21 protein-coding genes and 1 pseudogene are annotated in these 20,771 nt (G+C 65.3%); 9 read left to right on the forward strand and 13 right to left on the reverse strand.

Annotated elements, in window-relative coordinates; all coding sequences use genetic code 11:
* Nucleotides 1-75: 75 nt before the first annotated feature.
* The gene (locus ALII_RS0116865) at nt 76-711 is read left to right on the forward strand and encodes a 3'-5' exonuclease (RefSeq protein ID WP_024588403.1); all 636 of its coding nucleotides are present in this window, start codon (nt 76-78) and stop codon (nt 709-711) included.
* A gap of 28 nt (nt 712-739) precedes the next feature.
* Here ALII_RS0116865 and ALII_RS0116870 read toward each other — a convergent pair whose 3' ends face one another.
* Entirely contained in the window at nt 740-994 is a 255-nt protein-coding gene (locus tag ALII_RS0116870; RefSeq protein WP_024588404.1) for a hypothetical protein, read from the reverse strand.
* A 371-nt stretch (nt 995-1,365) separates the two neighbouring features.
* A complete protein-coding gene (locus tag ALII_RS0116875; protein ID WP_024588405.1) occupies nt 1,366-2,493 on the reverse strand; it encodes a beta-ketoacyl-ACP synthase III in 1,128 nt (375 codons plus the stop codon).
* A gap of 157 nt (nt 2,494-2,650) precedes the next feature.
* Between ALII_RS0116875 and zwf the strand changes: the two genes are divergently transcribed.
* From zwf to edd, 3 genes are read left to right on the forward strand one after another with little or no spacing between them, the layout of a single operon-like run.
* On the forward strand, nt 2,651-4,120 hold the full coding sequence (gene zwf / locus ALII_RS0116880) for a glucose-6-phosphate dehydrogenase (RefSeq protein ID WP_024588406.1): 1,470 nt from the start codon (nt 2,651-2,653) through the stop codon (nt 4,118-4,120).
* Entirely contained in the window at nt 4,120-4,875 is a 756-nt protein-coding gene (gene pgl / locus ALII_RS0116885) for a 6-phosphogluconolactonase (protein WP_024588407.1), read from the forward strand. Before zwf ends, pgl begins: the two co-directional genes overlap by 1 nt.
* 14 nt (nt 4,876-4,889) lie before the next feature.
* Entirely contained in the window at nt 4,890-6,704 is a 1,815-nt protein-coding gene (edd, locus tag ALII_RS0116890) for a phosphogluconate dehydratase (protein ID WP_024588408.1), read from the forward strand.
* A gap of 248 nt (nt 6,705-6,952) precedes the next feature.
* On the opposite strand, the gene ALII_RS0116895 is transcribed toward edd, so the two are convergent.
* On the reverse strand, nt 6,953-7,723 hold the full coding sequence (locus tag ALII_RS0116895; protein WP_024588409.1) for a class I SAM-dependent methyltransferase: 771 nt from the start codon (nt 7,721-7,723) through the stop codon (nt 6,953-6,955).
* Nucleotides 7,724-7,801: 78 nt separating this feature from the next.
* Here ALII_RS0116895 and gloB point away from each other — a divergent pair, with 78 nt between their 5' ends.
* Nucleotides 7,802-8,569, forward strand: a complete 768-nt coding sequence (gene gloB, locus ALII_RS0116900; RefSeq protein ID WP_024588410.1) for a hydroxyacylglutathione hydrolase — start codon at nt 7,802-7,804, stop codon at nt 8,567-8,569.
* A 64-nt stretch (nt 8,570-8,633) separates the two neighbouring features.
* Here gloB and ALII_RS0116905 read toward each other — a convergent pair whose 3' ends face one another.
* From ALII_RS0116905 to ALII_RS0116915, 3 genes are all read right to left on the reverse strand, one after another.
* On the reverse strand, nt 8,634-9,305 hold the full coding sequence (locus ALII_RS0116905; RefSeq protein WP_244437457.1) for a lysoplasmalogenase: 672 nt from the start codon (nt 9,303-9,305) through the stop codon (nt 8,634-8,636).
* Nucleotides 9,305-10,180, reverse strand: coding sequence for an EamA family transporter (locus ALII_RS0116910; protein ID WP_024588412.1), 876 nt, complete (start codon nt 10,178-10,180; stop codon nt 9,305-9,307). The genes ALII_RS0116905 and ALII_RS0116910 overlap by 1 nt, the downstream gene beginning before the upstream one ends.
* 214 nt (nt 10,181-10,394) lie before the next feature.
* Nucleotides 10,395-11,147, reverse strand: a complete 753-nt coding sequence (locus ALII_RS0116915; RefSeq protein ID WP_051375934.1) for a DUF3108 domain-containing protein — start codon at nt 11,145-11,147, stop codon at nt 10,395-10,397.
* A 249-nt stretch (nt 11,148-11,396) separates the two neighbouring features.
* On the opposite strand from ALII_RS0116915, the gene rpmB reads away from it, so the two are divergent.
* Both rpmB and ALII_RS0116925 read left to right on the forward strand, forming a co-directional pair.
* Entirely contained in the window at nt 11,397-11,693 is a 297-nt protein-coding gene (rpmB, locus tag ALII_RS0116920) for a 50S ribosomal protein L28 (RefSeq protein ID WP_024588414.1), read from the forward strand.
* A gap of 83 nt (nt 11,694-11,776) precedes the next feature.
* Nucleotides 11,777-12,373, forward strand: a pseudogene (locus ALII_RS0116925) (queuosine precursor transporter); the annotation flags it as partial.
* A 43-nt stretch (nt 12,374-12,416) separates the two neighbouring features.
* Here the strand turns inward: ALII_RS0116925 and ALII_RS0116930 are convergent.
* The 4 genes from ALII_RS0116930 to ALII_RS0116945 all read right to left on the reverse strand — a co-directional run bounded on the left by ALII_RS0116930 (nt 12,417) and on the right by ALII_RS0116945 (nt 16,996).
* On the reverse strand, nt 12,417-13,412 hold the full coding sequence (locus ALII_RS0116930) for an esterase-like activity of phytase family protein (RefSeq protein WP_024588416.1): 996 nt from the start codon (nt 13,410-13,412) through the stop codon (nt 12,417-12,419).
* Nucleotides 13,409-15,304, reverse strand: coding sequence for a cobaltochelatase subunit CobT (gene cobT, locus ALII_RS0116935; RefSeq protein WP_024588417.1), 1,896 nt, complete (start codon nt 15,302-15,304; stop codon nt 13,409-13,411). The genes ALII_RS0116930 and cobT overlap by 4 nt, the downstream gene beginning before the upstream one ends.
* A 9-nt stretch (nt 15,305-15,313) precedes the next feature.
* Nucleotides 15,314-16,300 carry a cobaltochelatase subunit CobS gene (gene cobS, locus ALII_RS0116940; protein ID WP_024588418.1) on the reverse strand — a complete coding sequence of 329 codons (987 nt, stop codon included), beginning with the start codon at nt 16,298-16,300 and terminating at the stop codon, nt 15,314-15,316.
* Nucleotides 16,301-16,375: 75 nt separating this feature from the next.
* Nucleotides 16,376-16,996, reverse strand: a complete 621-nt coding sequence (locus tag ALII_RS0116945) for a J domain-containing protein (RefSeq protein WP_024588419.1) — start codon at nt 16,994-16,996, stop codon at nt 16,376-16,378.
* Nucleotides 16,997-17,130: 134 nt separating this feature from the next.
* Here ALII_RS0116945 and ALII_RS0116950 point away from each other — a divergent pair, with 134 nt between their 5' ends.
* Nucleotides 17,131-17,433, forward strand: a complete 303-nt coding sequence (locus ALII_RS0116950) for a BolA family transcriptional regulator (protein WP_024588420.1) — start codon at nt 17,131-17,133, stop codon at nt 17,431-17,433.
* A gap of 3 nt (nt 17,434-17,436) precedes the next feature.
* On the opposite strand, the gene ALII_RS0116955 is transcribed toward ALII_RS0116950, so the two are convergent.
* The 3 genes from ALII_RS0116955 to ALII_RS0116965 are packed head-to-tail and all read right to left on the reverse strand — an operon-like array spanning nt 17,437 to nt 20,487.
* A complete protein-coding gene (locus tag ALII_RS0116955; RefSeq protein ID WP_024588421.1) occupies nt 17,437-18,792 on the reverse strand; it encodes an HlyC/CorC family transporter in 1,356 nt (451 codons plus the stop codon).
* Complete coding sequence (gene aroB / locus ALII_RS0116960) at nt 18,789-19,898, reverse strand: 3-dehydroquinate synthase (protein ID WP_024588422.1); 1,110 nt, start codon at nt 19,896-19,898, stop codon at nt 18,789-18,791. The genes ALII_RS0116955 and aroB overlap by 4 nt, the downstream gene beginning before the upstream one ends.
* A gap of 1 nt (nt 19,899) precedes the next feature.
* On the reverse strand, nt 19,900-20,487 hold the full coding sequence (locus ALII_RS0116965) for a shikimate kinase (RefSeq protein WP_024588423.1): 588 nt from the start codon (nt 20,485-20,487) through the stop codon (nt 19,900-19,902).
* Nucleotides 20,488-20,621: 134 nt separating this feature from the next.
* On the opposite strand from ALII_RS0116965, the gene ALII_RS0116970 reads away from it, so the two are divergent.
* Complete coding sequence (locus ALII_RS0116970; RefSeq protein ID WP_024588424.1) at nt 20,622-20,771, forward strand: hypothetical protein; 150 nt, start codon at nt 20,622-20,624, stop codon at nt 20,769-20,771.

The raw sequence follows: 20,771 nt of genomic DNA on the forward strand, positions 1-20,771 counted from the left end.
TCGAGCCTTCTTTGGTTTGCTCACCTATGGTTGTATGTATCCCGTCTCGCTCGCGTGATTAGGGAGCTATCAACAATGCGAACTGCAATCGTCTTTGACTGCGAGTTTTTGTGTATCGAAGGTTCTCAGCGGCGCTTCTGGTGTGGTCCTCACGATCCCGATCCAGTCATCGCTCAAATTGGTGCCGTCAAGCTGGGCCTGAGCGCTGACTTCCCAATTCTCGATACGCATCGGACATATGTTCGTCCGGTCGACCGTTTTGGTCGGCGATATCCGATAGACCCGTTTTTCACGCGCCTGACCGGCATCACAGAAGACGCAATTGAGGCTGATGGCGAGTCATTGGACCGCGCCCTGACTAGTGTCAACGAATTCTCAGGCGGGTCCAGATTTTGGTCTTGGGGCAAGGACGAGTTCAATATGATTGCGATCAGTTGCTACGTCGCGGGAATTGAACCAGTGATCCCAGCAACGCGCTTCGACAATGCGGTCAGGCTGCTGCTCGCTGCCGGTATGCCGCTGGAAGACCTCGTGAAAACGCCGAGCAACAAGCTGGCCGCCTACTACCACATTGACCATCCCCCACTTCGGGGCCATGACGCGGTGGATGACGCCCTGTCGGTGGCATATACGCTGCAATACTTACTGCGCGCTGGAAAACTCGAACCGACCGCCTTCGACGACGCCAGTCAGCGAAAAGCCGCCCGTTGAACGGGCGGCTTTGAAACGGTGCTGATGCTTAGCGGCCGCTCTTGTCCTCGAAGATCAGTTCGCTGCGGGTCTCCGGTGTTGCCATCGCGGCTTCCTCGGCGATCGAGGCGGTCGTCATCGTGTCGCGGGTGCCGAATGTGAACGGGCCCTGATATTCGGTGTTGTAGTCGAATTGGCTTTCGACGCTGGCGTCGTAGTTGCCGACATTGACCGGGCCCTGCTGCATGGCGAATGCCGAGCCGGAGAAGAGGATGGCGGCGGTGGCGATCAGAACGGTTTTCATGGCGTAGTCCCTTCGTTTTCTCTGTTTCAATTTCGGGCTGGGTTTTTGTCCCAGTCGCGAACAGTCACGAAGGTTTTGGCGGGGAAGTTTCGGAGGTTTCAGTCACAAGGAGTTTAGCGAGTCGTGATGAACCTAAGGGCGGGTTCTGCGTTCGTGCGCGACCGTTGGGAGGAGTCTTTGATGGTCGGGCGGGCCCGACGACCCCCACCCTTTATCCCTCCCCACAAGGGGGAGGGAATTCGTCGGCGCTGTTTCTCACCCTTCGATGCACCACCCAGTTTCAGGAAGGTGGCGCGAGGCTCACGCCCTCCCTCCCCCTTGTGGGGAGGGATACAGGGTGGGGGTCAATGAGCGGAAACAGGCCGACGCCGCTACGCGACCTTCCGCACGATCACACTGCCCGCCGAATAGCCCGCGCCGAAGGAACAGATGACGCCAAGGCTGCCCGCCGGCAAATCGGCCGAATGGCGGGAGAAGGCGATGATGGAGCCGGCGGAGGAGGTGTTGGCGAACTCCTGGAGGACGTTGGGCTGCTCGTCGCGGGTCGGTTCGCGGCCCATGACCTTCGCGCCGATCATGTCGTTCATGCCCTTGTTGGCCTGGTGCAGCCACAGGCGCGAAAGGTCTTTAGGCGCGATGCCCTCGTCGGCGAGGTGGTTGAGCATCAGTTCGGCGACCATCGGCACGACCTGCTTGAAGACCTTTCGGCCTTCCTGGCGGAACTGCATGTCGCGCCGGTCTTCCATATGGCCTTCGCGCGTGCGGCGCAGGAAGCCGTTATTGTTGCGGATGTTGTTGGAGAACTCGGTCAGACAGCGGGTCGACAGGATTTCGTAGGCGTTCTTCGATGTTGCATCGTCGAGGCGCTGGAGGATGACCGCCGTGCAGACGTCGCCGAAGATGAAATGGCAGTCGCGGTCGCGCCATTCCTGATGGCCGGACGTGATCTCCGGATTGACCATGAGGATCGCGCGGGCGGAACCGGAGCGGATCATGTCGGCGGCGGCCTGGATGCCGAAGGTGGCCGACGAACAGGCGACGTTCATGTCGAAGGCGAAGCCCTTGATGCCGAGCGCTTCCTGCACCTCGATCGCGATCGCCGGATAGGCGCGCTCGTGGTTGGAGGCGGCGCAGATGACGGCGTCGATGTCGGCGGCGGTCAGGCCCGCCTCGTCCATCGCCTTCTTCGCCGCGTCGAGCGCGATCTCGGCCATGATCGAGATGTCTTCGTCGGCGCGCTCGGTCAGGCGCGGGTGCATGGTTTCGGGGTCGAGGATGCCCGCCTTGTCCATCACGTAGCGGCTCTCGATGCCGGACGCCTTGACGATGAATTCCTCGCTCGACATCGGCATCGCCGCGCGTGTACCGGCCTCGATCTCGCCGGCATGGGCCGCGTTCTGCCGCGTCGCGTAATCGTTGTAGGAAGCGACCAGTTCGGCATTGGTGATGGTCTCTTGCGGCGTGAAGATGCCCGTGCCCGTAATGGCGACCTTGTGCATGATTTCTCCCGTACCAGCGGCAGGCTGCGTGCTGCCTTTGGCTGACAGATAGGCCAAAATGGGAAAAGGGCAAAGCGGGAAGGTTTCGCGCGGGGGCTGGCCAATCTAAATCGATTAGAGTATACGAAACGGAACGACAGCAGCGAGCCTTGAACGCATGACCAGCACGACCATTCCCGTCGAGCCCTTCGATTTCGTCGTCTTCGGCGGCACCGGCGACCTTGCCGAGCGCAAGCTTCTGCCCGCGCTCTACCAGCGGCAGAAGGCGGGGCAGTTTTCCGAGCCGACACGCATTTTCGGCGCCTCGCGCTCCGAGCTATCCGACGACGAATTTCGCGAATTCGCGCGAAAAGCGATCGCCGAGCACGTGCCGGCGGCGGACATCGACGACGGGCAGGTCGAGCGCTTCCTGAAGCGTATCGCCTATGTGCATGTCGATGCCAAGTCGGGCGATGGGTTCGACCGGCTGAAGGAGGCGATGGGCGAAACGGACCGCATTCGCGCCTTCTATCTGGCGGTCGCGCCAGCGCTATTCGGCGACATCGCGGCAAACCTCGAAAAGGCGGGCTTAGTGACGCCGGCAAGCCGGATCATCGTGGAAAAGCCGATCGGGCGCGACCTCGCGTCCGCCAGGGCGCTGAACGACGCGATCGGCCGCGTCTTCGACGAACAGCAGATCTTCCGCATCGACCACTATCTCGGCAAGGAGACGGTGCAGAACCTGATGGCGCTGCGCTTTGCCAATGCGCTCTACGAGCCGCTGTGGAATTCGGCCCATATCGACCACGTGCAGATCACGGTTGCCGAGGCCGTCGGGCTCGAGGGCCGCGTCTCCTATTACGACAAGGCCGGCGCGCTGCGCGACATGGTGCAGAACCACATGCTGCAGCTTCTGTGCCTCGTCGCCATGGAAGCACCCGCCGCGCTCGACGCGGATGCGGTGCGCGACGAGAAGCTGAAGGTGCTGCGTGCGCTCAAACGTGTCAATGGCAGCGATTCGCCGAAGCTGACCGTGCGCGGGCAATACAAGGCCGGCGCTTCGGCGGGCGGCGCGGTGAAATCCTATGCCGACGAACTCGGCCATGACAGCGAGACGGAGACCTTCGTCGCGATCAAGGCGGAGATCGAGAACTGGCGCTGGGCGGGCGTGCCGTTTTATCTGCGCACCGGCAAGCGGCTGGCCGAGCGCGTCTCGGAAATCGTCATCGAATTCAAGCCGATCCCGCATTCGATCTTCGAGGAAAGCGCCGGCAATGTCGTCGCCAACCAGCTCGTGATCCGGCTGCAGCCCGACGAGGGCGTCAAGCAGTTCATCATGATCAAGGACCCCGGCCCCGGCGGGATGCGGCTGCGCAACGTGGCGCTCGACATGAGCTTCGCGCAGGCCTTCGACGTGCGCAATCCCGACGCCTATGAACGGCTGATCATGGACGTGGTGCGCGGCAACCAGACCCTGTTCATGCGCCGCGACGAGGTGGAAGCGGCGTGGCGCTGGATCGACCCGATCGTTGAGGCCTGGGATGAAAACCAGCAGGGCGTGCAGGGCTATACGTCGGGGACGTGGGGGCCTTCGGGCTCGATCGCGCTGATCGAGCGCGACGGGCGGACGTGGCACGAGAGCATTTGATGCGCGAATTTGCGGATTCGGATGCGGTGGCGAAGGGGCTGGCGGGGGATGTCGCGGGTCGGTTGGCGGAGGCGATCGCCGCGCGCGGACGGGCGGTGCTGGCGGTTTCGGGCGGGACGACGCCGGTTCGGTTTTTCGGCGAATTGTCGAAGGCGGCGATCGATTGGGGCAAGGTGATCGTGACGCTGGTCGACGAGCGGTTCGTGCCGCCGACGCATGAGCGGTCGAACGAGAGGCTGGTGCGGGAGAATCTGCTGGTCGGACGGGCGGCGGAGGCGCGGTTCGTGGGGATGTATTTCGATGCGGGGAGCGTTGAAGAGGCTGCGCGGCGGGCGAGTGAAGCGGTTTCCGGGTTGATGCCGGTGGATGTGCTGGTGCTGGGCATGGGGACGGATGGGCATACGGCTTCGCTGTTTCCGGATGCGGTGGGGATTGCGGAGATGTTGAAGGCCCCCTCTCCGTCTCGGGCTGCGCCCGAGCCACCTCTCCCCCCGGAGGGGGGCGAGGAAAGGCTAACCGGAGAGGGCGAGGAACGGACAAGCGGAAAGGTCGTATTGCCTGTCCACGCGCCGAGTGCGGGAGAGGCGCGGTTGACGTTGTCGCTTGCGGCCATCTGCAAAGCGCGCGCGGTTTTCCTACATATCGAGGGGGTGCAGAAGCGGGGCGTGCTGGAGCGCGCGGCCGCCGAGAAGCTTCCCGTCGCGGCCGTTCTTGCCGCTACCGAGACACCTGTCGTCACCTACTGGGCGCCATAGAAAGTCGAGCGATCATGAGCCTCCACCAGACCGTCGCCGCAGTCACCGACCGCATCCGGGAGCGCTCTCGGGGCGCGCGGGAAACCTATCTGGAACGCGTCGAGGCGCAGATTTCGCGCGGGGTGCATCGCTCGACCTTGTCGTGCGGCAATCTCGCCCACGGTTTTGCCGCCTGCGCGCCGTCCGACAAGGCGGCGCTGGCTGGCGACGTCGTGCCCAATCTCGGCATCATCACCTCCTACAACGACATGCTGTCGGCGCATCAGCCTTTCGAGACCTATCCGCAACTGATCAAGGATGCCGCGCGCGCGGCCGGCGGCGTGGCGCAGGTGGCGGGCGGCGTGCCGGCGATGTGCGATGGCGTCACGCAGGGCCAGCCGGGCATGGAACTGTCGCTGTTTTCGCGCGACGTGATCGCCATGTCGGCGGCAATCGGGCTGTCGCACAACATGTTCGACGCGGCGCTTTATCTCGGCGTGTGCGACAAGATCGTGCCCGGGCTGACCATCGCCGCCTTCACCTTCGGCCACCTGCCGGCGATCTTCGTGCCGGCCGGGCCAATGACGACGGGCCTGCCCAACGACGAGAAGGCGCGCGTGCGCCAGCTTTACGCCGAAGGAAAGGTCGGGCGCGCCGAACTCCTCGAGGCGGAATCGAAGTCCTATCACGGGCCGGGGACGTGCACCTTCTACGGCACGGCGAACTCGAACCAGATGCTGATGGAGATGATGGGGCTGCACACGCCCGGCTCCTCCTTCGTCAACCCCGGCACGCCATTGCGCGACGCGCTGACGCGCGAGGCTGCCAAGCGCGCCCTGGCGATCACTGCGCTCGGCAATGAATTCACGCCGGTCGGGCGGATGATCGACGAGCGCTCGATCGTCAACGGCGTCGTCGGGCTGCACGCGACGGGCGGGTCGACCAACCATACGATCCATTTGATCGCGATGGCGGCGGCTGCGGGCATCAAGCTGACCTGGCAGGACATTTCGGAGCTTTCCGACGTGGTGCCGCTGCTCGCGCGCGTCTATCCGAACGGGCTTGCCGACGTGAACCATTTCCACGCGGCGGGCGGGCTTGGTTTCCTCATCCGCGAACTTCTGGACGCCGGCCTTGCGCATGAAGACGTGCAGACCGTCTGGGGCGAAGGGCTGCGGCCCTATGCCGTTGAGGCCAAACTGAATGCGGACGGCACCGTTGCCCGCGAGCCAGCGCCGGCCGTCAGCGGCAACGACAAGGTGCTCGCCCCCTTCCCCAAGGCGTTCCAGCCGACGGGCGGGTTGAAGGTGCTGAAGGGCAATCTCGGCGCCGCGATCATCAAGACCTCCGCCGTCAAGCCGGAGCGCCGCGTCATCGAGGCGCCGGCAAAGGTATTCGACAGCCAGGAGGCGCTCAACGCCGCCTTCAAGGCGGGCGAACTCGACCGCGATTTCGTCGCGGTGGTGCGCTTCCAGGGGCCGAAGGCGAACGGGATGCCGGAGCTTCACCGCCTGACGACCGTGCTCGGCGTCCTGCAGGACCGCGGCCACAAGGTCGCGCTCGTCACCGACGGGCGCATGTCGGGTGCATCAGGCAAGGTTCCGGCGGCGATCCACGTGACGCCCGAGGCGCTGGACGGCGGGACGATCGGCAAGATCAGGGATGGCGACATCGTGCTGGTCGATGGCGAGGCCGGTGCGCTGCAGGTCGAGGTGGATGCGGCGGAGTTGGCGGCGCGGGTGGTGGAACTGCCGGATCTATCTGGGAACGGGTTCGGGCTCGGGCGGGAATTGTTCGAGAATTTCCGGCAGGTGGCCGGACGGGCAGATCAGGGCGCGGCGGTGTTTTGAGGATGAGTTTTTCCTGAAGGAGACCTCCGCCCTTTATCGGCGGGGTGCCCATTTCTTCGGTATCGGCGCCAGGCGGAAGCGTCGTTACCCCCACCCATTATCCCTCCCCACAAGGGGGAGGGAGGGCATCCACGTCGCACCTCATCGTTCAATCGAGGCGCAACTCTGACGAATACAGCACAGCGCCCGCGACCTCCCTCCCCCTTGTGGGGAGGGATAAAGGGTGGGGGTAGCCTCGCGCTGGCGGATCAGAATTCCGAGATGTCCCTGCCCTTGTCCCGCCGCAGCCTTGCCGCTCCCGCACCTTGCGGCGACAGGACCGGCACGAACACGCGGCGGGAGGCGCGCTGGGTTACGGGGAGGCCCTGGTAGACGCGTTTTTGCGCTTCGACCACCAGAACGCCGGCGAAGACCGGCCAGAATCTGCGGCCGGTGCGCTCCAAAAGCGAATAGAGCCGCATCATGAAGCGGCGTTCCATCGGCGGGAAGTGCAGCGCGTCGGACCATGGGCCGGGGGTGAAGTTGGCGTCGCGCAGGAGGCTCGATAGCTGCCCCTTCGAGAACGGTCGGCCGGTGCCGAAGGGCGTGTGTTCCATGCGCGCCCAGACGCCGCGTCGGTTCGGCACGACCAGCACCAGACGGCCGCCGGGCGCCAGCACGCGCCACATCTCGACCAGCATCTCGCGCGGGTTTTCCGCGTGTTCGAGCGCGTGGACGAGGAGGATGCGGTCGACGGAGGAATCGTGCAGCGGCAGTTCCTCCTCGAAGACCAGCGCGGTGGTGCACGGCTTGCCGGCCGGCCATGGAACGGAGCCCTGCTGCGCCGGCATGAAGGCGAAGACGCGGTCGGCGTCGGTGCCGAAGCGCTCCAGCCAGGGCAGCGCGTAGCCGAGGCCGACAAGGCGCTCGCGGCTCAGATTCGCCCAGACCGACGAGATGCCCATGGCAATCGACCGCTCGGCGAGCTTGCCGAGCATGGTGGCATAGAAGGCGCGCAGGTCGACGATGTCGTTTCTCATGGCGACAAGGTAACTGGCGGAAGTGACATTGCAAATGCGCGGCCTTATCGTTCCCCCAACTGGAAAGGGACGATCTTCATGGGACTGCAAGTCGAGCAATTCATGTGCCGCACCGACAATTTCGGCATCCTGATCCGCGACGAGGCGACGGGGACGGTCGGGCTGATCGACGCGCCTGAGGAGGGGCCGATCCTCGAGGCGATCGAACGAACGGGCTGGACGCCGAGCATCCTTTTCGTGACGCATCACCATCCCGACCATGTCGAGGCCAACCAGGCGCTGAAGGCGCGGTTCAAGCTGAAGATCGTCGGGCCGAAGGCCGAGGCGGCGAAGATACCGGGCATCGACGAGACGGTGGAGGAAGGCTCCGACCTCGCCTTCGGGGAGGAGCGCGTGCGGGTGATCGAGACGCCGGGGCATACGGCGGGGCATGTCTCCTACGTGTTCGAAAAGTCCGGCGTGGCGTTCACCGCCGACACCCTCTTCGCGCTTGGCTGCGGGCGGCTGTTCGAAGGGTCGGCGGCGACGATGCACGCTTCGCTCAACAAGCTGGCCGCCCTGCCCGCCGATACGCGGGTCTATTGCGGCCACGAATACACGCTCTCCAATGCGCGCTTCGCGATGACCATCGATCCGACCAACCCGGCGCTGAAGGCGCGGGTGGCGAAGATCGAGGCGCTGCGGGCGCAGGGCAAGCCGACGCTGCCGACGACGATCGGAGAGGAACTGTCGACCAACCCGTTCCTGCGCCCGCACGACCCTGCGATCCGCAAGGGGCTGGGAATGGAGACGGCGAGCGATGCGGAGGTGTTCGCGGAGATCAGGAAGCGGAAGGACGTTTCGTAAGGCGGGCGCCCCCTCCGTCGCTTCGCGCCACCTCCCCCGTGAACGGGGGAGGATTTCGGCCGAGCTACACCAGCACGCCGAGCACGATCGCGATCTGCGCGGCGATGTAGGTAATCCAGATGGCCGGGCCGGTGACGGTGCGCTGCGGCGCGTCGGGCGCGAGCAGGAAGCGTTCGGTGGCGAGGATGGCGTCGGATGCGATGAAGAGCACGGCGCCGGCCATCACGGCAGGCGACTGCGTGGTGAAGGCGGTGACGCCCATGGCGACGATGGCGAGCATGTAGGCAAGGACGGCCGGGCGCATGGCGGTGTCGAGGGCAGGCCAGAGTCGCGTCAGCATGAATATGCCGAAGGCGCAGATTGCGAGCGCGGCTGCGAGGCGCCACGGTTCGGCCGTGAGGATCGCGAAGCCGGCGCTGCCGGTCGCGAACAGAGCGACATAGGCAATGTGGGCGGCGAGGAACGCGCCGAGGCCGGCGAGGAAGAAACGGTCGTCATCTTCCTGCGCGAGCGCCAGGTCGCCGAGCGCACTCAAGGCCAAAGCGGCGGTGAGGAGCGACGGTCCGCCTTCGCCGAAGCTCAGCCAGGCGAGCGCGGCGAGCGGGATGGTCTTGACCACGCTGCGCCGCCACGAGACCGGCAGGTTGCGGGCGTAGAGGTAGATGATCGCGGCGAGGATCGCGAGGATGAGCGCGCCGTTCGCCTGCGCTTCGAGGCCTCCGGGAAAGGGCAGCATCAGGCTTCAACCGTGCGGCGGCGGGTGAACATGTTCTTCGCCGCCAATGCGGCGCCGGCCGTGATCAGCAGGCAGGCGGCGAGGATGTGCGTGGTAGCGGCGGCCGCGCCGGCGGCGATCAGCACCAGCGTCGACAAAAGCGGCGCGGCATAGCTCGCCGCCCCCAGGACTTGGATGTTGCCGTGCTTGACGCCGTGGTCCCAGGTGTAGAACGCCGCGCCGACCGGCATCAGGCCGAGGCCGAGGACGGCGAGCCATTGCCCCGTCCCTTGCGGCCAGACCGTCTCTTCCAGCGCCACATGGGAGGCGAAGGAGAGGAGCGCGGTGGCGAGGCAGAACCATGTGACCATGGAGGTCGGCACGGCCGCGAAACGGCGCGACAAAAGCGAATAGCCGGCCCAGAAGACGGCGCAGATTGCGGCCATCGCATAGCCGAAAGCGTATGTCGCGTCGAAGGCGAGATTACCGCCATTGGTGACGATCAGGAATGTGCCTGCGAGCCCCATCAGCGCCCCGGCGACATGGTGCCAACCGAGGCGTTCGCCGGGCATCAGCGCCGAGCCAAGGACGATTAGCAGCGGCCACAGATAGGCGATGAGGCTCGCCTCGACGGCCGGCGCGTTGCGCAGGGCGGTGAAGTAGAAGAAGTGGTAGCCGAAGAGCCCGCCGATGCCGACGAGCCAGACGATGGGCGGGATGTTCACCCGTTCGCTCGGCGGGGCGGCGATGCGCATGGCAAGGCCGACGAGGGTGCCGATGGTGAAGGTGAGGCCGGAGAGCAGGAAGGGTGGGACATTGCCGGACGCAGCGGTGAAAAGCGCAAGCAGCGCCCACATGATGACCGCCGTAAAGCCGATTGCCGTTGCCCGCGCCATGGTGTGTTCCCGTTTGGTGGTGGCGTAGCGCGGGTGGGGGATTGAGACAAGTCGGTTGGTTGAGAGGGTCGCGAAGACCCCCACTCCGGCCCTTCGGGCCACCTCTCCCCCTCAAAGGGGGAGAGGAAAGTCTGCCGCAGCGGCAGCGCTATTCCAGCTTGGGTTCCTCGGAGAGGTGGCGCGCGAAGCGCGACGGAGTGGGGGTCTGCGCGAGCTACTGCGTCCGCATGGTCTGCGCGACGATGCGCACCGTGCCGACCTGGGTGCCGATCGAGGCGTCGACGGGGGCGTAGAAGCCGGTGTCGGCGAGCGGGGCGAAGGCGATGGTGATGCGGGCGCGGTCGCGCAGATATTTCAAGGCGGAGCGGCTGGGGCGGTAGCCCGCGACCGGCTCGAACCTGGCCGTGCAGGTGACCTGACCGCCTTGCGGCGAGCCTGCCGGCGACAGGCGCAAATTGGCGCGCATCTCGCCGTCATAGATTCGAATCGTGCGATTGCACACCTCCGCCGGGCTGTCGGCGCGCACGAGGGTCGAGGAGATGGGGTCGACCACGGAGGTCAGGTGACCATCCTCGAGATGGACCCAATCGCCCCTGCGGGGGCGCGAGGGCGGCACGTTTTCGGTCGTCGTCACATTGCCGTTCGAAAACCGGATCGCGGTGCGCTGCGTCTTCTTGTCGGAGCGATAGTTGAGGTCATAGCTGCGCGGCGTGGTGCCGGTCTGCGACAAGGCGCCCGAGACCGAAGTGGTGCCCTGGGTGCTGTCGAACAGGCGCGCCATGCCGGCGCTGGCGAGCGATCCTTCGATGCGAAAGGTCTCGTTGCCGATGACGCTGGTGAAGGACGCCTTGCCGACGGGGATGCCCATCAGCGTGATCGAATAATCCGTCTGGAAGGTCTGGGCGGCATTGGCGGAGCCGGCAATGGCAAGAAGGGACAAAAGGGCGGCGGACATGGTGCGGACCATGCGAATTCTCCATGAAATCTGCGGCAGACCGCCCCTTCCCGACTGCCTGTTCGTCGATTCCCCTTTGAACGTGCGAATTCGGCGAATATATGTTGCCTTCAGCCGCGCCCCGCACGCTTGACCGGAACGGGAAATGCAACTAAGGAACGGCAACTTTTCCATGAGGCCGCCCGACATGACCCCGCGCGCCGACCATCTGGTGCGGGTTCGGGTCGTTGGCCGGTTTTGAGAAACTGAAGGTTTGAGACTATGTCCCGCGCATGTGAATTGACCGGCAAGGCCGTGATGACCGGCAACAATGTCAGCCACGCCAACAACAAGACCCGTCGTCGCTTCCTGCCGAATCTCGTCAATGTGACGCTGATGTCGGAAGCGCTGAACCAGAATGTGCGCCTGCGCATTTCGGCCAACGCGCTGCGTTCGGTCGAGCACCGCGGCGGCCTCGACGCCTTCCTGCTCAAGGCCGGCGTGAGCGATCTTTCGCAGCGCGCGCGCCTGCTCAAGAAGCAGATCGCCAAGAAGACGCAGGAACAGGCGACCGCCTGATTTTTCCGAGCTGAGCGTATCGACGGCGGGCGTTCCTTCATCGAAGGCGCCCGCCGACTGGTTCCATAACCCAGGTTAAAAAAATGCAGACCCAGAACGTTACCGTTTGGCCCTTCGTGGCCGCGATGTCGGCCATCGTCGTCGCCTCCAATATCCTCGTCCAGTTCCCCTTCCCGCATTTCGGCCTTCAGGACCTTCTGACCTGGGGTGCGTTCACCTATCCGATCGCGTTTCTCGTCACGGACCTGACCAATCGCCGCTTCGGCCCTGCCGCCGCGCGCAAGGTCGTGCTCGTCGGCTTCGCCATCGCGATCGTCTTGTCGGTGTGGCTCGCGACACCGCGCATCGCCATCGCCTCGGGCTCGGCCTTCCTCGTCGCGCAACTGCTCGACGTCGCGATCTTCGACCGCCTGCGCCGGAACGCCTGGTGGCAGGCGCCGCTGATCTCGACAGTCATCGGCTCGCTCGTCGACACGGCGATGTTCTTCTCGCTCGCCTTTGCGGCACGCTTCGCCGTGCTGGATACGGGTTTCGGGCTCGAGGACGGCTCGCTCGGCTTTCCGGTGCCGTTCCTGGGCGCCGAAGTGCCGTTGTGGCTGTCGCTGGCGCTTGGCGACCTCGTCGTGAAGATCGGGATCGGCGTCGCGATGCTCGGACCTTACGGAGCGCTGCTGTCGGTGCTGCGGCCGGCGCCGGAGGGGGGGGGTGTTCAGGCGCGAGCGCTCAATCCTCCGCCAGTTCAAACTCCAGATAGAGATTGCGCTGAATCCAGGACTGGTTGTCATCCGACATGAGGGCGACGATCAGGCGGCCGTCATTGCGGCGGAAGAGGTCGAGCGCTTCCATGTTGTCGACGTGGTAGGCCATGTTGGCGTCGAGCAGGATTTCGCCGTCGACGAGCGCGCCGGGGCGGATGTCGCGCGCCGCGATCTGGCGCAGGCGCATGGCGACGCCGCGGGCGTAGGAGAAGCGGCGCTCGAGCAGCAGAAGGTCGCCATCGGGCAGGAAGACGCCGTCGGTGACGTCGAACTCGTCGGTGCGGCGGATCTTGAAGACGCCCTTTTGCGGCCCTTCAAGAACAGCGGCGAAGATGTTGCCCTGGCGGTCGATCGACTTTTCGGCGACGACGATACGGGCACCGGCCAGCGGGCCGTCGGCACTTGATCTTGCGACGGTTTCGAGGCCCGCATTGTAACGCAGTTCGGCGCGCGGGATCAGGAAGTCGAGGTCGCGAATCGGGCCGGACATGCCGGCGGCATCGATCGCATATTCGGAAACGCGGGCGCGACGCTCGAAGGAGACCGTCGCGATGCCGTCATGGATCGAGATGCCCTCGGCGTCGACGCGCTCCTTGTCGTCGATGGGGCGGCCTGCCTCATCCACCATCTGCTGCATCGAAAAGTCGCCGAGGCCGACAGGGACGCCATCCTCGTCGCGCCGGACCGTGCCGGAAAACCAGAAGCCGTGGTCGGCGACGCCGATGAAATCGCCGCCGGGCGTCAGGAAACGGAAGCCGGACAATTGGCCGAATTCGCGTCGGTCGGCGGTCATCGAGAACCCGCCGACGAAGGTCAGCCGGCCATAGTCGCCTTCGGCGCCGGCGATGCGGAATTTTTCGATGGGACGGAATTCGAGCGCCACCGGAAAGCGTTCGGCGGCAAAGGTCGGGCCGGCAAGCGCCAGAAGCGCAAGCGATGCCGTCAGCAGGCGCGCGATCATCCCGCCCGACGCTTGAGCCCGCGCGACGACCGGGCGTTTTCTTCCTCGAAGAGACCCGCCAGTTGCTCGGTCATCGCGCCGGCCAGTTCCTCGGCGTCGACGATGGTGACGGCGCGGCGGTAATAGCGCGTGACGTCGTGGCCGATGCCGATGGCGAGGAGCTCGACCGGCGAGCGGGTCTCGATCAGGTCGATCGCCGCGCGCAGATGGCGCTCCAGATAGTTGCCCGGATTGACCGACAGCGTCGAATCGTCGACCGGCGCGCCGTCCGAGATCATCATCAGGATCTTGCGCTGCTCGGGCCGAGCGATCAGGCGCTGGTGCGCCCAAAGCAGGGCCTCGCCGTCGATGTTTTCCTTCAGCAGACCCTCGCGCATCATCAGGCCGAGATTGCGGCGCGCGCGGCGCCACGGCTCGTCGGCGGACTTGTAGATGATGTGGCGCAGGTCGTTGAGGCGGCCGGGATTGGCGGGCTTGCCGCCCTTCAGCCACTTCTCGCGCGCCTGCCCGCCCTTCCACGCGCGCGTGGTGAAGCCGAGGATTTCGACCGAGACGCCGCAGCGTTCCAGCGTGCGGGCGAGGATGTCCGCGCAGGTGGCGGCGACAGTGATCGGGCGGCCGCGCATGGAGCCGGAATTGTCCAGCACCAGCGTGACGACCGTGTCGCGGAAATTGGTGTCGCGCTCGCGCTTGAAGGAGAGCGGCTGCATCGGGTCGATGACGACGCGCACGAGGCGGGCCGGATCGAGCGAGCCTTCCTCGAGGTCGAACTCCCACGAGCGGTTCTGCTGCGCCATCAGGCGGCGCTGGAGGCGGTTCGCCAGACGCCCGACGACGCCCTGGAGGTTGGCGAGCTGCTTGTCGAGGAAGGCGCGCAGGCGCTCCAACTCCTCTTCGTCGCACAGTTCGGCGGCGCTGACCGTCTCATCGAACTCGCGGGTGAAGACCTTGTAGTCGATCTCCTTCGGCAGATTGGCGAAGGGGTCATTGGTGCGGCGCGTCTCGCCCGGCGTTTCGGCGTCGAGCTCATCGTCGTCGGCCATGTCGTCGGCAGAGGCGTCGGTGGCTTCCGTCTCGCCGGCCTCCTGGTCGTCGCTCGTCTCCTGCGAATCGTCGGCCTGGGACTGGTCGGAGCCCGAATCGTCCTCGCCGCCATCGTCGGCCGAATCCTCGCCTTCGGGCTGGTCGTCGTCATTGTCCTCGGTGTCGTCGGACTGCTCGTCCTCGGCAAGGTCCTCGGCCATATCCATCGAGGCGAGCATGTCTCGCATGACGCGCGCGAAGGCCTGCTGGTCGTCGACATTGGTCGTCAGGCCGTCGAGCGTGTCGCCGGCCTTTTCCTCGATCCAATCACGCCAGAGCGAGACGACGCGCTCGCCGCTCTTCGGCGCGGCACGGCCGGTCAGGCGCTCGCGGACCATCAGCGCGACGGCTTCCTCGAGCGGGGCCTCCGACTGCTGGGTGACGGCAGCGAGATTGGCCTTGGAGTATTTGTCCTCCAGCATCGAGCCGATATTGTCGCCGACGCCGGTCATGGCGCGCGAGCCGATCGCCTCGACGCGGGCCTGCTCGACCGCGTCGAAGATGGCGCGGGCCTGCTTGCCCTGCGGCGCGAGCTTCGAGTGGACGGCATTGTCGTGACAGGCGCGGCGCAGCGCCATGGAATCGCCGATGCCGCGCGTAACCGCGATGTCGCTCAGGCTCGGCTTGCGCGGCAGGTCCGGCAGGCGGGCGCGGTTGCCGGTCAGCGCCGGCTTTTCCTTCGCGAAGGTGACTTCCATCTCGGCATCGCCGGAGATGGCGCGCACGCACAGGGACAGCGCACGCTTGAAGGCGTCGGTGTCGGCGCCCTTGCCGTTCTTCGCCCTCGAATTGTCGCCCGGTCCGGCCATCTTTTTCCGTTACGCCAGTACGACGTTTGCGGCGGATTCGGGCAGTTCCTGGCCGAAGGCGCGCTGGTAGAACTCGGCGACGACGGAGCGCTCCAGTTCGTCGCACTTGTTGAGGAAGGTCAGGCGGAAGGCGAAGCCGACATCCTTGAAGATTTCGGCATTTTCCGCCCACATGATGACCGTGCGCGGGCTCATCACGGTGGACAGGTCGCCATTGATGAAGGCCGAACGCGTCATGTCGGCGACGCGGACCATCTTGCCCACGGTATCGCGGCCCTTGTCGTTGCGGAAGTGCTTGGCCTTGGCCAGCACGATGTTCACCTCGTCGTCATGCGGCAGGTAGTTCAGCGTCGTGACGATGGACCAGCGGTCCATCTGCGCCTGGTTGATCTGCTGCGTGCCGTGATAAAGGCCCGTCGTGTCGCCGAGGCCGACCGTATTTGCGGTGGCGAAGATGCGGAAGGCGGGGTGCGGGCGGATGACGCGGCTCTGGTCGAGCAGCGTCAGGCGGCCGGAGGATTCCAGCACACGCTGGATGACGAACATCACGTCCGGGCGGCCGGCATCGTATTCGTCGAAGACGAGCGCGACATTGTGCTGGTAGGCCCAGGGCAGGATGCCGTCCTTGAACTCGGTGACCTGCATGCCCTCGCGCACGACGATCGCGTCCTTGCCGACGAGATCGATACGGGAGACGTGGCTGTCGAGATTGATGCGCACGCAGGGCCAGTTGAGACGGGCGGCGACCTGCTCGATATGGGTCGACTTGCCGGTGCCGTGATAGCCCGAGACCATGACGCGGCGGTTGTAGGTGAAGCCGGCGAGGATGGCGAGCGTCGTCTGCTTGTCGAACAGATAGTCGGGATCGATGTCCGGCACATGGCTGTCCGCCACCGAATAGGCCGGCACAACCATCTCGGATTCGAAGCCGAACGTCTCGGCGACCGGCACGGTCGTGTCGGGCAGGTTTGCGATGTCGCGGTCAACCTTGTTCATCATGTCTCCACACACGGCAGCCGGGCCGCCGCTCGTCAAATCTCGTTGCTGGCCATCGTTTACCAGACGGCGCGATCAACACAAACCGGCTTGTTTGAGCATCCGGTATGCCTGGATGACATCGCGAAACCGGTCTTCGGACGCGCGGTCGCCACCATTGGCATCGGGGTGATGCCGCTTCACAAGTTCCTTATAGCGCTGCTTGATCATCGTGCCAGTCGCCGAGGGGTCCAGGCCCAAGGTTTCCATGGCCTTGGCCTCAAGCGACTTCAGCTTGCGGGTGCGCGGGCGGTCGGACGGGTCGATGCCGTCCTTGAACATGCCGTAGGGATCGCGCATGCGGCCATTGGGTCCGGCGCGGCCCGATCGCTTCTGGGAAAAGTCGGGCGAGGCCTGCGCGCCCTTGTTGACGCCAATCTTCCAGGTCGGTCGATGGCCGGTCAGCGCCTCCTTCTGGAAGCGCGCGATGTCGCCTTCGGCAAGGCCGGAGAAGTAGTTGAAGCCCTTGTTGTACTCGCGCACATGATCGAAGCAGAATTTGAAATACTGGCCCTCCGCCATGCGGCCGACAGGCGCCCGGTGGGTGCCCGGTTCGTTGCAGCCATCCCACTGGCAAGCGGGCGCGCTCGTCGCCCGCTCTGCCTCGGGCGAGCGGCGGACCTTGATCTTCTCGAAATATTTCGAATAGGCGTTCATGGAAACTCGTTACCGTCGAACCGGGAATTATGGGTGCTTCGGCGCGCGAAACAAGAATTGACATTCGGCCGACAATGAACGTCCTGCCGGTGATTTGGTAATCAGCGGCATCGGGCCGCATGAAGGAGACGGATATGACGATGAAGACAGCCATCGAAGACAAGCTCACGGAGCGGTTTCGTCCCGACCGGCTCGCGGTCATCGACGAAAGCCATCTCCATGCCGGCCACCATCACCAGCATTCTGGCGAACATGAGACGTTCGACGGCTCGGGCGAGACGCATTTTCGCGTCCGCATCGTCGCGCCGGAATTCGCCGGCATGAGCCGGATCGCACGTCACCGTGCCGTCAACGACGCACTGGCGGGCGAACTGGCGGCGGGCGTTCATGCGCTCGCCATCGAACCGGCCGCGCCCGGAGAGGCGACGCGCTGGTGAGGCTCATTCGGCCGGCGGACGCACCGGATCGACCGCCGTCGGCTCCGGCTCGCGCGCAGGCGGGGGAAGCTGCAGCGGCGGCGGCGCGATCGCGGTTGCGGCAACGTCGCCGAGCGGGCGGATGCGCAGCCGGGTGATCCGGTTCTTCTCGCGCTTCAGGACCACGAATCGCATGCCGTGGAAGGTGAAGGCCTGCTTTTCCTCGGGAATCATCTGCGCCTCGTGGATGACGAGACCGGCGATGGTGGTGGCCTCTTCGTCCGGCAGGCTCCAGTCGAGCGCGCGGTTCAGGTCGCGGATCGGCACGAAACCCTCGACGACGACGGAGCCGTCGGCCTCCTGCTTGACGCCCTGCATCTCGACGTCGTGCTCGTCGGCGATCTCGCCGACGATCTCCTCGATGATGTCCTCCAGCGTGACAAGACCTTCGACCTCGCCATATTCGTCGACGACGATCGCGAAATGCGCCTTGCGGCGGAGGAAGGCTGTGAGCTGGTCCTGAAGTGTCGTCGTGTCCGGCACGAACCAGGGCTTCGAGGCCACCTTGAGGATTTCGATCCGCGAGAAATCGTTGCCGACCTCGTTGAGCGCGCGCAACAGATCCTTGGCGTGGATGACGCCGACGATGTTGTCGGTCGAGCCGCGCCAGAGCGGCAGGCGCGTATAGGGGCTCTGCAGGATTTCGCGAACCACCGCCTCGGGCGCCTCGTCGGCATTGACCGACCGCATCGAGGTGCGGTGGACCATGATGTCGGAGACTTCGAGTTCGTGCAGGTCGAGAAGGCCGCCGACGCGGTCGCGATCATGCTTTTCGAGCCCGCCCTCGCGCTGCAGCACCTCGACGGTGCCGCGGATTTCCTCATGCGCGGACAGGAGATTGTCGTCGCGGCCGAGATGAATGCCGAACAGGCCGAGCAGGGCGCGGACGATGAAATTCACCCCCACCGACAGATGGCCGAAGATCAGCACCACGAACTGCGCGAAACGCGACACCGTAAGGGCGAACTGCTCCGGCTTCGACAGCGCCCAGGATTTCGGCAGGATTTCGGCGAAGATGACGAGCAGGACCGTCATTCCGACGGTGGCATAGACGACGCCGGCGGAGCCGAACACCGTCAACAGAACGCTGGTGGCGAGCGAAGAGGCGAGGATGTTGACGAGATTGTTGCCGATCAGCAGCGCGCCGACCATGCGGTCCTTGCGCTCGATCAGCCGCGAGATCACTCCGGCGCGGGCATCGCCATTCTGCTCGAGCGTGTGAAGGCGCGCGCGCGAGACGGCGGTCACGCTCGTTTCGGTGCCCGAAAACAGGAAGGACAGCATGATCAGAAAGATGATGATGGCGATCGTCAGGATCATGCCGGCAGATTCTCCGTCAGGAAGGCGAGCACGTCGGCAGGCGATACGTCCCTGGCGATGAAGGACCGACCGATGCCGCGGGTGAGGATGAAGGTCAGCGCGCCGCGCGAGACCTTCTTGTCCTGCGCAATATAGGTCAAAAGCGCCTCCGCGCCAGGAAGGCCGCCGGGAACGTCGGCCATTCTGGTCGGCAGGCCGACCTCGCCCAGATGGCGCTCGACGCGATCGGCTTCGGCGGGGTCGAGAAGGCCGAGGCGGGCGGAGAAGCGGTGCGCGAGCACCATGCCGATCGCCACCGCCTCGCCATGGACGAGACGCGCGCCGTCATAGTTCGTCGCGCCTTCCAGCGCATGCGCAAAGGTGTGGCCGAGATTGAGAAGCGCCCGGTCGCCCGTCTCGCGCTCGTCGCGGGCGACGACATCGGCCTTCGACTGGCAGGAGCGGCGGATGGCCTCGACGCGGGGCTGGCCGCCGGCGAACACTTCGCGCCAGTTCTCCTCCAGCCAGGTGAAGAAATCGGGCTGGTCGATGAGGCCGTATTTGGCCATCTCGGCATAGCCGGCGCGAAATTCGCGCGGCGAGAGCGTGTCGAGCGCGGCGGTGTCGGCGATGACGAGCGCGGGCTGCTGGAAGACGCCGACGAGATTCTTGCCGCGTTTCGTGTTGATGCCCGTCTTGCCGCCGACGGACGAATCCACCTGCGCCAGAAGCGAGGTCGGCGCCTGGACGAATTCCATGCCGCGGCGCACGATACCGGCGGCAAAGCCGGTCAAATCGCCGATGACCCCTCCCCCGAGCGCGAGCACGCAGTCATTGCGCTCGAAGCGGCCGGCAAGAACGAAATCGACGACCTGTTCGAGCTTCGCGAAGCTCTTGGTCGCCTCGCCTGCCGGCAGGACGAGGATTTCGTGAGCGATGCCGGATGCCTCCAGCGACGCCTCGAGGCGCGGCCACTGGCTGGCTGCCACGTTTTCATCGGTGACGATTGCGAGGCGGGCGCGCGGCAGGCGCGCGGCGATGGCGGGACCCGCCTCCTCCAGCGCGCCTGGGCCGATCAGGATCGGATAGGATCGCGTGCCTAGCTGGACATCGACGCGGCTCGTCATCTCAGGTCACCTTCGTGATGTTTTGCGCCAGCCTGGCGTCGACGGCTTCGATGATCTCGGCCGCGATGGTGCCGTGACGTGCGTCGCGGCTGACGATGGTCACGTCGGCTTCGCCATAGACGGGATAGCGGTCCTCCATCAGCTTGCGCATCACCGCGCGCGGATCGGAGTTCTTCAGGAGCGGCCGGTTCTGGCGGCGGGCGACACGGTCCATCAACGTGTCGAGATCGGCCTTGAGCCAGATCGAGATGCCGTTGGCGCGGATCGCAGCGCGGGTGTCCGCATTCATGAAGGCACCACCGCCGGTTCCGATGACCGCCGGGCCATCGGCGATGAGACGGGTGACGACGCGCTGTTCGAGCGCGCGGAATTCGACCTCGCCATAGGCCTCGAAAAGCTCCGGCACGGTCATGCGCGAGACGCTTTCGATCTCGTGATCGCTGTCGGCGAAGGGGAGCTGGAGGATCTGCGCAAGCTTGCGGCCGACCGAGGTCTTGCCGGCGCCCATCAGGCCGACGAGAACGAGCGTCTTCGTGCCGATGCCGGCACGCACGCGCTCCACCAGTTCTGCCATATCCGTCGCGCCCATACCCTGCTCCACGCAAGGGGTATCGACAGGAACGGAGCCAACGTCAAGCTGGGATGAACACGACTTATGCTTGCACTCGCACACGCGGCGTCCCATAAAGAAACACGCAAGCGCGGCGGACTGACGGGAGACCGATGCCTACACTTTTCCGGTTTCTGATGACGCTCCTGATCCTGGCCGGTATCGCCTACGGAGCAATGTATGCGCTGGTGCTGTTCGTGGAACCCAATCGCGGCGAGATGACGGTTCGCATACCGCCGGAACGGTTGCAGCCGCCGCAGTGA

This window comes from Aliihoeflea sp. 2WW (genome assembly GCF_000497755.1).
GTDB lineage: Bacteria > Pseudomonadota > Alphaproteobacteria > Rhizobiales > Rhizobiaceae > Aliihoeflea.

Bases quoted from the DNA above. Each gene is read 5' to 3' on its own strand.
- ALII_RS0116865 (WP_024588403.1), top strand. From the start codon at position 76: ATGCGAACTGCAATCGTCTTTGACTGCGAGTTTTTGTGTATCGAAGGT.
- ALII_RS0116870 (WP_024588404.1), bottom strand. From the start codon at position 994: ATGAAAACCGTTCTGATCGCCACCGCCGCCATCCTCTTCTCCGGCTCG.
- ALII_RS0116875 (WP_024588405.1), bottom strand. From the start codon at position 2,493: ATGCACAAGGTCGCCATTACGGGCACGGGCATCTTCACGCCGCAAGAG.
- zwf (WP_024588406.1), top strand. From the start codon at position 2,651: ATGACCAGCACGACCATTCCCGTCGAGCCCTTCGATTTCGTCGTCTTC.
- pgl (WP_024588407.1), top strand. From the start codon at position 4,120: ATGCGCGAATTTGCGGATTCGGATGCGGTGGCGAAGGGGCTGGCGGGG.
- edd (WP_024588408.1), top strand. From the start codon at position 4,890: ATGAGCCTCCACCAGACCGTCGCCGCAGTCACCGACCGCATCCGGGAG.
- ALII_RS0116895 (WP_024588409.1), bottom strand. From the start codon at position 7,723: ATGAGAAACGACATCGTCGACCTGCGCGCCTTCTATGCCACCATGCTC.
- gloB (WP_024588410.1), top strand. From the start codon at position 7,802: ATGGGACTGCAAGTCGAGCAATTCATGTGCCGCACCGACAATTTCGGC.
- ALII_RS0116905 (WP_244437457.1), bottom strand. From the start codon at position 9,305: ATGCTGCCCTTTCCCGGAGGCCTCGAAGCGCAGGCGAACGGCGCGCTC.
- ALII_RS0116910 (WP_024588412.1), bottom strand. From the start codon at position 10,180: ATGGCGCGGGCAACGGCAATCGGCTTTACGGCGGTCATCATGTGGGCG.
- ALII_RS0116915 (WP_051375934.1), bottom strand. From the start codon at position 11,147: ATGGTCCGCACCATGTCCGCCGCCCTTTTGTCCCTTCTTGCCATTGCC.
- rpmB (WP_024588414.1), top strand. From the start codon at position 11,397: ATGTCCCGCGCATGTGAATTGACCGGCAAGGCCGTGATGACCGGCAAC.
- ALII_RS0116930 (WP_024588416.1), bottom strand. From the start codon at position 13,412: ATGATCGCGCGCCTGCTGACGGCATCGCTTGCGCTTCTGGCGCTTGCC.
- cobT (WP_024588417.1), bottom strand. From the start codon at position 15,304: ATGGCCGGACCGGGCGACAATTCGAGGGCGAAGAACGGCAAGGGCGCC.
- cobS (WP_024588418.1), bottom strand. From the start codon at position 16,300: ATGAACAAGGTTGACCGCGACATCGCAAACCTGCCCGACACGACCGTG.
- ALII_RS0116945 (WP_024588419.1), bottom strand. From the start codon at position 16,996: ATGAACGCCTATTCGAAATATTTCGAGAAGATCAAGGTCCGCCGCTCG.
- ALII_RS0116950 (WP_024588420.1), top strand. From the start codon at position 17,131: ATGACGATGAAGACAGCCATCGAAGACAAGCTCACGGAGCGGTTTCGT.
- ALII_RS0116955 (WP_024588421.1), bottom strand. From the start codon at position 18,792: ATGATCCTGACGATCGCCATCATCATCTTTCTGATCATGCTGTCCTTC.
- aroB (WP_024588422.1), bottom strand. From the start codon at position 19,898: ATGACGAGCCGCGTCGATGTCCAGCTAGGCACGCGATCCTATCCGATC.
- ALII_RS0116965 (WP_024588423.1), bottom strand. From the start codon at position 20,487: ATGGGCGCGACGGATATGGCAGAACTGGTGGAGCGCGTGCGTGCCGGC.
- ALII_RS0116970 (WP_024588424.1), top strand. From the start codon at position 20,622: ATGCCTACACTTTTCCGGTTTCTGATGACGCTCCTGATCCTGGCCGGT.